The following is a 12448-nucleotide window of genomic DNA, read 5'->3' as shown; positions in this document are numbered from 1 at the left end:
CCTCAGGCCTTGTTGTCGGCGAGCAGCAGCACGCCGCCGAGGCCGATCATCATGCCGCCGCCGGTGCCGCGGACCGCGGCGAGCCGGCGCGGAGACTTCGCGAACCACTCCCGGGCGGATCCGGCGAGGAGCGCCCAGGTCGCGTCGCACGCGAACGCGATGACGGTGAAGACCAGGCCGAGGACCATCATCTGCACCGGCACGGCACCCGCGTGGAAGTCCACGAACTGAGGGAGCGCCGCGACGAAGAAGACGATGGTCTTGGGGTTGGTCGCGCCGACGATGAACCCCTGCCGCAGCACCACGAACGGGGAGACCCGTCGCGGGGTCGTCTCGGAGTCGTCTCCGATGCCGTCGCGCCGGTGGCGGATCGCCTGGATCCCGAGATAGGCGAGGTAGAGCGCGCCGAGCACCTTCACGACCGTGAAGAGCGCCACCGACTGCGCGACGATCGCTCCCACGCCGAACGCGACCGCGCCGATCGGGACGAGGCTGCCGAGCTCGTTGCCCAGCACGCTCCAGAGCCCCGCGCTGCGACCCCACGCGAGCGAGCGGCCGATGACGAACAGCACGCTGGGCCCCGGGACCGCGATCAGGACCAGGGACGTGAGGGCGAAGGCGATGAGGGCTTCTGCGGACGGCACGAGAAGAACCTATGCCCGGACCCGCTCGTGCACCAGATCCGGTCGCCCCGGTCCCGCCGCCCCGTCGCCTCCCGCTGGCGCCGCCCCGCAACCCTCTACTTCCGAGTCGTCCCCGTGAGCGGAGGCCCTGGGGTCCGCTCACGGGGACGACCCGGAAGTGGACGGCGACAGAATCAGCGCGGGCGAGAGACCTCGGGTGCCGTGTCCAGCGAGGCCCCCAGCGAAGCCCCCAGCTGCTCCGAGAGGGCGGCGGCCGCCTCGGCCACGTACCGTCCCAGGGTCGGAAGGCGGTCGCCCATCCGGATCTTCGGGGCGCTGACGTTGATCGCCGCGATGATGCGCCCGTTGAGGTCGAAGACGGGGGCCGAGGCCCCGACCACGCCGCCCTCGAGCTCCTCGTCGAGGAGTGCGAACCCCTGCGAGCGGATCCGCGACAGCTCCTCGAGGAGGGTGTCGAAGTCGGTGATGACCGCCTTGTCCGCCGGAGGCGTGGGCAGCACGGAGAATCCGGCCTCGGTCATGAGGGGATCCGCGGGCCCGACGATCGGCAGGTCGTGACCGTGCTCGGCGTACCAGCGCTCGAGCGACGAGCGATCCCAGTCGCTCAGCAGGACGCGGCCGGACGGCGTGCGCCAGGCGGCGGTCGTCACGCCCTCCCAGCCCGTCGTGCGGAATTCGTGCGGGCTGAGCTCGCTCATGATCGTGAGGACGTTGCCCCCGCGCAGGACGCACAGGTGCGTGGTCTCCCTGGTCGACTGCGCGACCCGCTTCAGATACGGGCGGCAGATCGCGACCATGCGGCTCTCCAGCGTGCGCGCCGCGAGCGCGTACAGGCGACCGCCGAGCCGGTAGAGCTGCGTCGCGTCGTCCCGCTCGATGAGGGCGGCATCGGCCAGGGTCGCCAGGGCACGGGAGATGGCGGCCTTGTCCCTCCCGGTCAGCTGAGCGACGCGCAGCACGCCCAGGCCTCCCTCGCGCATGGCCTCGCCGCCGCCGAGCAGGTCGAGGATCTCGATGTCGCGGGCGAGGCCGGAGGAGTTCCGGCGAGGTGCGGACTGCGGAGGCATGGGCCGACTCTAATCGTCAGTTGACATATGCACAACACTGCTTGTGAACATGTCATCGCTGGATCTAGCTTTGGGGCTACCCGATCCCGGGCAACACCTCTCAACGAAGAGAAAGGATGCCGATGGACACGAGCTTCAACTGGTCTCGCTTCCTCATATTCCTCGCGCAGCGCTGGGACGAGATCCTGCAGCTTGCCGGGCAGCACCTCGCCGTCGTGATCATCTCGCTGGCGATCGCGCTGGTCATCGGCATCCTCATCGGCTCGCTCGTGTGGAATCGTCCGATCGGCCGGGCCACCGCGCTGACCGCGGCCGGCATCGCGATCACGATCCCCTCGCTCGCCGTCCTCGCACTGCTCTCGCCGCTCATGGGCCTCGGCTGGGGTCCGAGCATCGTGGCGCTCGTCTTCTACGCGCTGCTGCCGATCATCCGCAACACGGTCGTCGGCCTCCGCGAGGTTCCCGCACAGATCGTGGAGTCGGCGCGGGGGATGGGCATGGGACGTGCGCGCATCCTCGTGACGACCCAGCTGCCGATCGCCTGGCCGGTCATCATGACCGGCGTCCGGGTGTCCGCGCAGATGACGGTGGGCATCGCCGCGATCGCGGCCTACGTCGCAGGTCCTGGCCTCGGACAGTACATCTTCACCGGGCTGAGCTCGATGGGCTCCTTCAACGCGGTCAACTACGCGCTGACGGGGACGGTCGCGACGATCATCCTCGCCCTCCTCATCGACGCCGCCTTCATCTTCGTGGCCCGCGCCACCACCTCGAAAGGACTCCGTGCCTGATGTCTGACTCCGCCGCCGCGCCCACCAACACCGGCTTCTTCCGTGCGATCTCCTCGCAGTCCGCGGGCGTCTCCCTCGAACTCGACCACGTCACCAAGCACTACCCGGGTCAGCCCTCGCCGGCCGTCGACGACTTCTCGATGCGCATCGAGCCCGGCGAGCTCATCATGTTCGTCGGCCCGTCCGGCTGCGGCAAGACCACCACGATGAAGATGGTCAACCGCCTCATCGAGCCGACCTCCGGCAGCATCCGCATCGACGGCAAGGACATCCTGTCGCTGGACCCCAACGAGCTGCGCAGGCACGTCGGCTACGTGATCCAGCAGATCGGCCTCTTCCCGCACCGCACGATCGCGGAGAACATCGCGACCGTGCCCCGGATGCTCGGCTGGAAGAAGGACCGGATCGCCGAGCGCGTCGACGAACTGCTGCGCACCGTGCAGCTGGATCCGGCGACCTTCGCGAACCGCTTCCCCCGCCAGCTCTCGGGCGGACAGCAGCAGCGTGCGGGTGTCGCCAGGGCGCTCGCCGCGGATCCGCCCGTCATGCTCATGGACGAGCCGTTCGGCGCGACCGACCCGATCACCCGGGAGAAGCTGCAGGCCGAGTTCCTGCGGCTGCAGGCCGAGATCGGCAAGACGATCATCTTCGTCACCCACGACTTCGACGAGGCCGTGCGGCTCGGCGACCGGATCGCCGTGCTCAGCGACCGGAGCCGCATCGAGCAGTTCGACACCCCGGCCAACATCCTCGCGGCACCCGCGAACGACTACGTGTCCTCGTTCATCGGTCAGGGCGCGGCGATCAAGCGCCTGGCCCTGATGCCGGTCACCGATGCGAAGCTCGCCCCCGTGGTCGGAGCGGGGGACGGCCCCCGGATCCCTGCGACCGGCACGCTGCGCGACGCCCTCGACCTCATCGTGCTCTCGGGCGCCGCCCGCATCATGGTGACCGATCAGGACGGCACGACGATGGGCGCCCTCGACCATGCCGCGATCTCCGCGGTGCTCGGCACGAGCGTCCCTGTGGCGTCGACGAATCCGGTGACGTCATGACCGCGACGATCGCCCTGCCCTCGGCGCAGAGCATCCGCACGCGGGAACGCACGATGACCGTGCTGCGCCTCGTGGCCGCACCCGTCATCGTCGTGGTCGCGGTATCGCTGCTCTTCTGGTGGATCTCGACCCTGCCGCTGGACTCGATCGAGCAGCGCACGCTCAACCCCACGTACATCGAGGCGCGCATCAAGGAGCACCTGCTGCTCACCTTCGTGGCCTCGCTGCTCGTCGCGGTGCTGGCGATCCCCGCGGGGATACTCGTCTACCGCGTGCGTTCGCGGTGGCTGCGGGGCTTTTTCCTCACCCTCGGCAACATCGGCCAGGCGACGCCCGCGGTCGGCGTCGTGATCCTGCTCGCGATCGTCTGGCAGACCGGCTTCGCCACGGCCCTGGTGGCGCTCGTCGCCTACTCGTTCCTTCCGGTGCTCCGCAACACGATGGTCGGCCTCGAGCAGGTCGGCGACGACGTCAAGGAGGCCGCGCGCGGAATGGGCATGACGCGCAACCAGATCCTCGGCCGGATCGAGCTGCCGCTCGCGTCGCCGACGATCCTCGCGGGTCTGCGCACCTCCCTCGTGTTCGCCGTCGGCACCGCGACCGTCGCAACCTTCATCAACGCCGGCGGCCTCGGCGACATGATCGTCAACGGCCTGAAGCTGCAGCGCTACCCGGTGCTGCTCACCGGCGCCGTCCTGGTCGCCGCCATCGCCGTCCTCATCGACTGGCTGGCCGGGGTCGTCGAAGACCTCGTCCGTCCCAAGGGGCTGTGAGCTCGCCCGAGCCCGCAGCCCGCCCCCCGCACACAGCAAACGCATCCCGCACCCTCAAGGAGAACCATGTTCAAGAAGCGCCACCTCGCGGCGACCGCCGCCCTGCTCATCACCGGAGCGCTCGCCGTCACCGGCTGTTCCGGCGGCGCCGGCGCCGCGGACAGCGGCAGCAAGAGCGACGAGCTCAAGGGCCTCACCGGCGTCATCGGGTCGAAGGACTTCTCGGAGCAGTACATCCTCGCCTACCTCACCACCGACCTGCTCAACGCCCACGGCGCGAACCTGACCACGAACACCAAGCTGGTCGGATCCGCGAACACGCGTCAGGCACTCATCGACAAGCAGTTCCTCGGCTATTGGGAGTACACCGGAACCGCCTGGATCACGTACCTCGGCAACACCAAGCCCATCACCGATCCGAAGGAGCAGTTCTCCGCGGTCGCCGACGCCGATCTGAAGAAGAACAGCGTGAAGTGGATGGATCCGGCTCCGCTGAACAACACCTACGCGTTCGCGGTGCGCTCCTCGGAGGCCAAGAAGCTGGGCGTCAAGACGCTGAGCGACGTGGCCGCGCTGCCCAAGGACCAGCAGACGTTCTGCATCGAGAGCGAGTTCTCCACCCGCGACGACGGCTGGCCCGGGCTCGCGAAGGCGTACGGCATCGACGTGCCGGCCTCGAACGTCAAGCTCCTCGACACCGGCGTGATCTACACCGCCACCCAGAAGGGCAGCGACTGCAACTTCGGCGAGGTGTTCCAGACCGACGGGCGCATCAAGGCCCTCGACCTCACCGTCATGAAGGACGACAAGCAGTTCTTCCCGGTGTACCAGGGCGCCTTCACGATGCAGGACGCCGTCTTCCAGAAGTACCCGAAGATCGCCGACGTGATGGCCAAGCTCTCCCCGCTGCTGACCACCGAGCAGATGCAGGAGCTGAACGCGAAGGTCGACGTCGACGGCGAGGACCCCGCCGACGTGGCCAAGCAGTTCCTGAAGGACAAGGGCCTCATCTGAGGCCCTGATCCCGCACGGAACGCACCGCAGCAAAGAACTCAGGAAAGGAACCATGTCCACTCAGGAAAGCCCGACCGTCGGATTCATCGGACTCGGGAGCATGGGCGGCGGCATGACCCGCAATCTGCAGGCAGCCGGATTCCCGCTCGTCGTCCACGACGTCCGCCGTGAGGCGGCGGAAGAACTCATCGCAGGCGGAGCGCGGTGGGCCGACAGCGCCGCCGAGGTCGCGGCCGCGAGCGATGTCGTCATCACGATGCTGCCCACCCCCCGACACGTCTCCGACGTCGTCTCGGGACCCGGGGGCATCCTCGAGGGCATCAGGGACGGCGGAACCTGGGTGGACATGTCCACCTCGGTGCCGGAGGTCGCGGACGCCGTGCGCGCCGCGACCTCCGCCCGGGGGCTGCGCATCCTCGATGCGCCGGTGAGCGGGATGTCGGTGGGCGCCGCCCGCGGAATGCTGCAGATCTTCGTCGGCGGCGAGGCCGAGGACGTCGCTCGCCTCCGGCCGGTCTTCGAGGCGATGGGGGATCCGGAGCGGATCCTGCACGTGGGCGGGCACGGCGCCGGATACGCCGTCAAGCTGATGATCAACCAGCTCTGGTTCTCCCACCTGGTCGCGACCGCGGAGGTGCTCTCCGTGGGCGTCAAGGCCGGGGTGGATCTGGCCGTGCTGCGCGACGCGCTCATCGCGAGCCCCGCGAACAGCAACTTCCTGCAGAACGACGTGCTGTCGATCCTGCGGGACGGCGACTACGACGAGGGCTTCGCGCTGATGCTCGCGTGCAAGGACCTCGGGCTCTCGGTCGACCTCGCACGAGCGGTCGGCATGCCGGTCGAGCTGTCGGGCCTCGTGGACCAGATCTTCCGCCGCGCCAAGGCGACCTACGGGGACCGCGCCGGCGAGATGCAGCCCTTCCAGCTGTACGAGGATCTGCTCGGCGCGCGGCTGCGGCTCGACGCGGTCGGCGACATCGAGAGCGGTGCGGCCGCATGATCGCCGAGAGCGACCTGCTGTCGGCGATGCCGACCGGGCTGTACATCGACGGACGATGGCGGGACGCGTCGGACGGTGCGACCTTCGCCGTGACGGATCCGGCGACCGAGGACGTGCTCGCCCTGGTCGCGGACGCCACACCGCAGGACGGGCAGGACGCGCTCGCCGCCGCGGATCGCGCGCAGCGGGCCTGGCAGCGCACCGCCCCCCGTGAGCGCGCCGAGATCCTGCGCCGCGCGTTCGAACTGGTCACCGCCCGCGCCGAGGAGTTCGCGCTCGCGATGACCCTGGAGATGGGCAAACCGCTCGCCGAGGCCCGCGGAGAGGTCGCCTACGGCGCCGAGTTCCTGCGCTGGTTCTCCGAGGAGGCGCCGCGCATCGCCGGCCGGTACGCCACGGCGCCGGACGGCATCAACCGGCTCCTCGTCGTCAAGCGGCCGGTGGGGCCGTGCCTGTTCATCACGCCCTGGAACTTCCCGCTCGCGATGGCCACGCGCAAGATCGCGCCCGCGATCGCCGCAGGGTGCACGATGGTGCTCAAGCCCGCGGCACTCACCCCGCTCACCGCCCTCCTGCTGACGCAGGTGTTCGAGGAGGCAGGGCTCCCTGCCGGAGTGCTGAACGTGATCCCGACCTCGCACGCGGGGGCGGTGACCGGTCCGCTCATCAAGGACGACCGGTTGCGCAAGCTGTCGTTCACCGGCTCCACCGAGGTGGGCCGTCGTCTCATCGCGGACTCCGCCGACCAGGTGCTCAACGTCTCGATGGAGCTGGGCGGCAACGCGCCGTTCCTGGTGTTCGAGGACGCCGACATCCCCGCCGCGGTCGACGGCGCGGTGCTGGCCAAGATGCGCAACGGCGGAGAGGCCTGCGTCGCGGCGAACCGCTTCCTCGTGCACGAGAGCGTCGCCGAGGAGTTCGCCACGGCCTTCACCGCCCGCATGGCGGCGTTCCATCCCGCGCGGGGGACGGATCCGGCCTCCACGATCGGCCCGATGGTCGATGCCGGCACCCGAGACAAGATCGCCGCCCTCGTCGACGGCGCCGTGCAGGACGGCGCGCGCATCGCGCTCGGCGGATCCGCGATCCCCGGCCCCGGCTACTTCTACCAGCCGACCGTCCTCGTCGACGTTCCGGCCGGTGCGCGCATCCTGGACGAGGAGATCTTCGGACCGGTGGCGCCGATCACGACCTTCCGCGACGAGGAGCACGCGATCCGGCTCGCCAACGCGACGCCGTTCGGGCTCGTGTGCTTCGCCTACACGCAGGACCTGAACCGCGCCCTGCGCTTGGCCGAGGAGCTGGAGACGGGCATGCTCGGCATCAACGCCGGCGTCGTGTCGAACCCGGCGGCCCCGTTCGGCGGCGTCAAGCAGTCCGGTCTGGGCCGCGAGGGCGGCATCGAGGGTATCGACGAGTACCTGGAGACCCGCTACGTCGGCATCGCCGATCCCATCGGAAAGGACTGAGGTGGAGCTCACCGATTTCGCACCCTCCTTCTTCTCGCTCGAAGGCCGGCGAGCCATCGTGACCGGCGGCAACACCGGGCTCGGGCGCGCGTTCACGGTCGCGCTCGCCGCGGCCGGCGCGGACGTGTTCGCCCCGGGGCTCACCGCCGACGACGGCACCACGGAGCGTCTCGTCGCAGCTCACGGTCGGCGCTTCGTCTTCGAGGAGGCCGACATCACGGCACCAGGGGCGCCGGCGCGGCTCGTGGACGAGTGCGTCGAGCAGCTCGGCGGGCTCGACATCCTCGTCAACTCCGCCGGCATCTGCCTGCTCGACGACGTGCTCGCCTTCGACCGCAGCAAGTGGGATCCGATGGTCGCGATCAACCTGACCGCCGCGTTCGACTTCGCGCACGAGGCGGCCAGGGTGATGATCCCGCAGGGATCGGGGAAGATCGTGAACATCGCGTCGCTGTTCTCCTTCCTCGGCGGACGTCAGTCGCCCGCGTACGCCGCGACCAAGGCCGGGATCGCCGGGCTCACCAAGGCCTATGCCGACGAGCTGGGCGAGCACGGCATCCAGGTGAACGCGCTCGCACCCGGCTATTTCGCGACGGCGATCACCGCGTCCACCCGTGCCGACGGCACGAGCAACCAGCGCATCATCGACCACACCCCGGCCGGACGCTGGGGCGACCCTGCAGAGCTCATGGGACCCCTCGTGTTCCTCTGCAGCCCCGCCTCCGACTACGTCAACGGGCACACGCTCACGGTCGACGGCGGCTACCTCGTCCGCTGATCCCCTCCGTCTTCACCCCCTTCCCTGAGAGAGAGAAATGCCTGAATCCCGCTCCGCGCTGAGCACCGTCCAGATCGTCGCAGGCCTCGCCGACATCCTCGGCCCCGACCGGATCGACACCGACCCCGCGGCGCTCCGCGACGCCTCCGTCGACCGGTTCAAGAAGTACACGGCCGCGCACGGCATCTTCGACGGACCGTTCCCCTCCGCGATCGTCTACCCCGGCAGCACCGATGAGGTGGCCTCCGTCCTCCGCTTCGCGAACGACAACCTCGTCGCCGTCGTGCCGCGCACCGGGCGCACCGCGACCGAGGGAGGACTGGAGACCGTGGTGGCGGACTCGATCGTGCTCGACGGCTCCCGGATGGACGCGATCCTCGACGTGAACCCGGTCGACATGATGGCGACCGTGCAGTGCGGCGTGCCGTTGCAGCGCCTCGAGGACGAGCTGCGCGCCCAGGGCCTCACCACGGGCCACTCCCCGCAGTCCAAGCCGCTCGCGCAGTACGGCGGCCTCACCGCGACGCGCTCGATCGGCCAGTTCTCCACCCTGTACGGCGGGATCGAGGACATGATCGTCGGGCTCGAGGCGGTGCTCGCGGACGGCACCGTGACCCGCATCAAGAACGTCCCGCGGCGCGCGGCGGGGCCGGACATCCGGCACATCGTCGTCGGCAACGAGGGCGCGCTGGCAGTGATCACCGAGGTGACGATCAAGATCTTCCGGTACCAGCCGGAGAACAACAGGTTCTTCGGCTTCCTCCTGGACGACTTCGGATCCGGCGTGGATGCGCTGCGCGAGCTCATCACGAGCGGCTACCGCCCGTCCGTGTGCCGTGTGTACTCGCCCGAGGACGCCCGCCAGCACTTCAGCCACTTCTCCGACGGGAAGAACGTCGTCGTGCTCGTCGCCGAGGGGCCGAAGCCGCTCGCCGACGCGACGGCGACGGCGATCGAGCAGGTCTTCGCCGATCGTCCCCACGTCCGAGTGGACGATGCCCTGATCGAGCAGTGGTTCGCCCACCTCAACTGGGATCAGAGCGCGATCGACCGCGAGCGCCGGGAGATGCAGGAGAATCCGCACCTCGGCTACACGACCGAGGTCTCGGTGGACTGGTCGCGCACGGACGAGCTGTACCGGGCCGTGATGGACCGGATCCGCACCGAGTTCCCGCGGGCGGCCGATCTGACGATGCTGGGCGCGCACTCCTCGCACAGCTACCAGACCGGCACCAACCTGTACTTCGTGTACGACTACGACATCCGCTGCGAGCCGCGGCAGGAGATCACCGAGTACCACGAGCCGCTCAACGGCATCATCGTCGAGGAGGCGCTGCGCCTGGGCGGATCGATGGTGCACCACCACGGCATCGGCAAGTACCGCACGCCGTGGACCCGGCAGGAGCACGGCAGCGCCTATGTGCTGCTCGAGCGGCTGAAGTCGGTGCTCGATCCGAACGGGATCATGAACCCGGGGACGATCTACCCGCTGGAGGCCTGACGCGTGGACTCGTTCCTCGTCGCCATCGACAACGGATCCCAGAGCACCAAGGTGCTCGTGGTCGATCAGGGCGGCCGGGTGCACGCCTCCGCCCGGGTGGGGCTGCGCCCCTACGACACGAGCCTGCCGGGGCGCGCCGTGCATCCGGACGACGACGTGTGGGAGTCGATCGCGACGGCGTGCGCGACCGCCCTGCGCCGCTTCTCCGGCGACCGTTCCCGCATCGTCGGGGTGGGGCTCTGCACGATCCGGTTCTGCCGCGCCTACCTGCGTGCGGACGGGACCCTCGCCGAGCCGCTGCTGAGCTGGATGGACGAGCGCGTCGGGCTCCCCTTCGACGCGGACGCCGCCGGCGCGAACGATGTGCGGTGGATCACGTCGTCGTCCGGCTACGTCTCGCACCGGCTGACCGGCGAGCGCACGGACGCGAGCGGCAACCTCCAGGGCGTGTGGCCGATCGATCCGGCCCGCTGGCGCTGGTCGGACGACCCCGAGGCGTACCTGGCCACGGGCATGCCCCGGGAGATGCTGTTCGACCTCAGGGATCCGGGTGAGGAGCTCGGCCGCGTGACGGCCGCGGCGGCCGCGCTCACCGGGCTGCCCGAGGGCGTCCCGGTCTTCGCGACCTCGAACGACAAGGCGGTGGAGGCGCTCGGCGCCGGCGCCGGCGACGAGGGCGACGTGCTGCTGTCGCTCGGCACGTACATCGCCGCGATGACAGCGGGCGCAGGGTCGGAGCACGGGGAGACCTTCTGGTCCAACTTCGCCGCCCGGCCCGCGATGCATCTCGCCGAGAGCCACGGCGTGCGGCGAGGGATGTGGACGGTCAGCTGGCTGCGCCGGCTCGTGCAGCCCGAAGGATCCGCGGATGAGTCCATGTACGACCTGGAGGCGCTGCTGGACGCCGAAGCGGCCGCTGTCCCGGCGGGGAGCGACGGCGTCGCCGCGGTGCTGGACTGGCTCGCGCCGTCCGACGAGCCGTGGCGACGCGGGGCGCTCCTCGGCTTCTCCGGCCCGCAGGGACGGGCGCACGTGTACCGGGCGATCCTGGAGGCGATCGCGTTGGCCATGGCCGACAACGTCGATGCCATGACCGCCGAGCTGGGACGGGCGCCGAGCGCGCTGATCGTCACGGGAGGCGGAGCGCAGTCCGCCACGATGCGGCAGATCCTCGCCGACGTCTTCGCGCTGCCCGTGCGGCGTGCCGGGGTCGACGATGCGGCCGGCCTCGGCGCCGCGATCTGCGCGGCCGTCGGGGCCGGGATCCATCAGGACTGGGCGAGCGCGATCGCGGCGATGGTCCGCCCCGGCGGTGTCACGCTGCCGGGCGAGGACGAGGCCGCCTATCGCCGCCTGCGTCCGTGGCACCGCGGCGTCCGGGAGCGCGTCGCGGAGCTGTCCCGGTGGTCGGTCGGGAACATCGGGGACATCGACGATCAGGAGAGGAACGAGGAATGAACCAGGACATCGACGGGCGCTTCGCGCAGGGCTGGGGCGGATCCGCCCCGAACGGCGTCCACGTCAACGTGCTGCTGGCGCGTCGGGGGTCGCCGACGGCGGCGTCGATCACCACCGCCTTCACCGCCCCGCGCCCGGGCTTCACGCCGATCCTCGCGTGCGTCGGCGAGAGCCAGCAGCAGTACGTCACCGTGAACCCGCCGACCGTGATCCTCTCCAAGTCGTTCGCGGAGGAGGGCGGCATGGTCGAGACGGCGGTCTTCGGGGCGGCGCAGGTCGGAATCGCGCAGGGGGTGCTCGATGCGGTCGCCGCGGAGGCCATCTCCGGCGATCAGGACACGCTCGTCTTCGTGTCCCTGTGGATCGACCCTGCCTGCGACGACGAGACCGCGGTCAAGCACGCCTCCCGAGAGGCGGCGGCGTCCGCCGTGGCGGAGGCCGCGACAGGCCTGTCTGCGGAGGTGCGCGCCGCCCAGGTCGCCGCCCGCGACACCCTCACGCACCCCTTCTACGGCGGCGCCTGAGACCCGAGTCGTCCCCCTCAGCGGAGCCCAGAGCGTCCGCTGAGGGGGACGACCCGGATCAATGGGCCCCGCGGAGTCGCTGTGGATCCGCCCGGGGCTTCTTGACAGGGGTGCGGACGGGGGCCGACGATGGCGCCATGACCCGAGAACCGTCCGACGAGGACAAAGCGATCGCCGACGTCATCGAACGCCTCCAGGCGAGGTTCCCGCAGACCGCGGAGATCGAGATCGACGGCGCGGTCCGAGACGCGCAGCGCTCGTTCGAGCGGGCGAGGGTGCGCGACTTCGTGCCCGTCCTCGTCGAGCGCGAAGCACGCGCGCGGATCGAGCGACCGATCCGCTGAACCCGCGGCATACGGGCGCCGTGGATCGCG

At 70.1% G+C, this 12448-nt stretch carries 13 protein-coding genes; 11 read left to right on the top strand and 2 right to left on the bottom strand.

The window, feature by feature from the left end; genetic code table 11:
- Positions 1-2 precede the first annotated feature (2 nt).
- Entirely contained in the window at positions 3-644 is a 642-nt protein-coding gene (locus ACIPY5_RS10695) for a LysE family translocator (protein ID WP_400970305.1), read from the bottom strand.
- A 173-nt stretch (positions 645-817) separates the two neighbouring features.
- The gene (locus ACIPY5_RS10690; RefSeq protein ID WP_400970302.1) at positions 818-1711 is read right to left on the bottom strand and encodes an IclR family transcriptional regulator; all 894 of its coding nucleotides are present in this window, start codon (positions 1709-1711) and stop codon (positions 818-820) included.
- A 122-nt stretch (positions 1712-1833) separates the two neighbouring features.
- Here ACIPY5_RS10690 and ACIPY5_RS10685 point away from each other — a divergent pair, with 122 nt between their 5' ends.
- The 11 genes from ACIPY5_RS10685 (at position 1834) to ACIPY5_RS10635 (ending at position 12418) form a co-directional block, all read left to right on the top strand.
- The gene (locus ACIPY5_RS10685; RefSeq protein ID WP_400970299.1) at positions 1834-2502 is read left to right on the top strand and encodes an ABC transporter permease; all 669 of its coding nucleotides are present in this window, start codon (positions 1834-1836) and stop codon (positions 2500-2502) included.
- Positions 2502-3557 carry an ABC transporter ATP-binding protein gene (locus tag ACIPY5_RS10680; RefSeq protein ID WP_400970296.1) on the top strand — a complete coding sequence of 352 codons (1056 nt, stop codon included), beginning with the start codon at positions 2502-2504 and terminating at the stop codon, positions 3555-3557. Before ACIPY5_RS10685 ends, ACIPY5_RS10680 begins: the two co-directional genes overlap by 1 nt.
- Positions 3554-4330, top strand: coding sequence for an ABC transporter permease (locus ACIPY5_RS10675; RefSeq protein ID WP_309342675.1), 777 nt, complete (start codon positions 3554-3556; stop codon positions 4328-4330). Before ACIPY5_RS10680 ends, ACIPY5_RS10675 begins: the two co-directional genes overlap by 4 nt.
- A 66-nt stretch (positions 4331-4396) precedes the next feature.
- Positions 4397-5344 (top strand): glycine betaine ABC transporter substrate-binding protein, encoded by a 948-nt coding sequence (locus ACIPY5_RS10670; RefSeq protein ID WP_309342677.1) that lies wholly within the window; start codon positions 4397-4399, stop codon positions 5342-5344.
- A gap of 52 nt (positions 5345-5396) precedes the next feature.
- On the top strand, positions 5397-6344 hold the full coding sequence (locus tag ACIPY5_RS10665) for an NAD(P)-dependent oxidoreductase (protein ID WP_400970292.1): 948 nt from the start codon (positions 5397-5399) through the stop codon (positions 6342-6344).
- Positions 6341-7813 (top strand): NAD-dependent succinate-semialdehyde dehydrogenase, encoded by a 1473-nt coding sequence (locus tag ACIPY5_RS10660; protein ID WP_400970289.1) that lies wholly within the window; start codon positions 6341-6343, stop codon positions 7811-7813. The genes ACIPY5_RS10665 and ACIPY5_RS10660 overlap by 4 nt, the downstream gene beginning before the upstream one ends.
- A 1-nt stretch (position 7814) precedes the next feature.
- Positions 7815-8591 carry an SDR family oxidoreductase gene (locus ACIPY5_RS10655; protein WP_400970286.1) on the top strand — a complete coding sequence of 259 codons (777 nt, stop codon included), beginning with the start codon at positions 7815-7817 and terminating at the stop codon, positions 8589-8591.
- Positions 8592-8628: 37 nt separating this feature from the next.
- Positions 8629-10092, top strand: coding sequence for an FAD-binding oxidoreductase (locus ACIPY5_RS10650; protein WP_400970283.1), 1464 nt, complete (start codon positions 8629-8631; stop codon positions 10090-10092).
- 3 nt (positions 10093-10095) lie between these two features.
- Positions 10096-11550: an FGGY-family carbohydrate kinase gene (locus ACIPY5_RS10645; protein WP_400970280.1), complete on the top strand. Its 1455-nt coding sequence runs from the start codon at positions 10096-10098 to the stop codon at positions 11548-11550.
- Complete coding sequence (locus tag ACIPY5_RS10640; protein WP_400970277.1) at positions 11547-12074, top strand: formaldehyde-activating enzyme; 528 nt, start codon at positions 11547-11549, stop codon at positions 12072-12074. Before ACIPY5_RS10645 ends, ACIPY5_RS10640 begins: the two co-directional genes overlap by 4 nt.
- A 137-nt stretch (positions 12075-12211) precedes the next feature.
- Positions 12212-12418 (top strand): three-helix bundle dimerization domain-containing protein, encoded by a 207-nt coding sequence (locus ACIPY5_RS10635; RefSeq protein WP_309342690.1) that lies wholly within the window; start codon positions 12212-12214, stop codon positions 12416-12418.
- Positions 12419-12448 lie beyond the last annotated feature (30 nt).

Source organism: Microbacterium sp. NPDC089698 (assembly GCF_044749045.1).
Taxonomy (GTDB): Bacteria; Actinomycetota; Actinomycetes; order Actinomycetales; family Microbacteriaceae; genus Microbacterium.
Note: the sequence above shows the minus strand (reverse complement) of the source record. Positions and strands in the feature narration are given on the sequence as shown.

Excerpts from the sequence above, each read along its gene's own strand:
- ACIPY5_RS10690 (WP_400970302.1), bottom strand. The coding sequence starts at position 1,711 with ATGCCTCCGCAGTCCGCACCTCGCCGGAACTCCTCCGGCCTCGCCCGC.
- ACIPY5_RS10685 (WP_400970299.1), top strand. The coding sequence starts at position 1,834 with ATGGACACGAGCTTCAACTGGTCTCGCTTCCTCATATTCCTCGCGCAG.
- ACIPY5_RS10680 (WP_400970296.1), top strand. The coding sequence starts at position 2,502 with ATGTCTGACTCCGCCGCCGCGCCCACCAACACCGGCTTCTTCCGTGCG.
- ACIPY5_RS10675 (WP_309342675.1), top strand. The coding sequence starts at position 3,554 with ATGACCGCGACGATCGCCCTGCCCTCGGCGCAGAGCATCCGCACGCGG.
- ACIPY5_RS10670 (WP_309342677.1), top strand. The coding sequence starts at position 4,397 with ATGTTCAAGAAGCGCCACCTCGCGGCGACCGCCGCCCTGCTCATCACC.
- ACIPY5_RS10665 (WP_400970292.1), top strand. The coding sequence starts at position 5,397 with ATGTCCACTCAGGAAAGCCCGACCGTCGGATTCATCGGACTCGGGAGC.
- ACIPY5_RS10660 (WP_400970289.1), top strand. The coding sequence starts at position 6,341 with ATGATCGCCGAGAGCGACCTGCTGTCGGCGATGCCGACCGGGCTGTAC.
- ACIPY5_RS10650 (WP_400970283.1), top strand. The coding sequence starts at position 8,629 with ATGCCTGAATCCCGCTCCGCGCTGAGCACCGTCCAGATCGTCGCAGGC.
- ACIPY5_RS10640 (WP_400970277.1), top strand. The coding sequence starts at position 11,547 with ATGAACCAGGACATCGACGGGCGCTTCGCGCAGGGCTGGGGCGGATCC.
- ACIPY5_RS10635 (WP_309342690.1), top strand. The coding sequence starts at position 12,212 with ATGACCCGAGAACCGTCCGACGAGGACAAAGCGATCGCCGACGTCATC.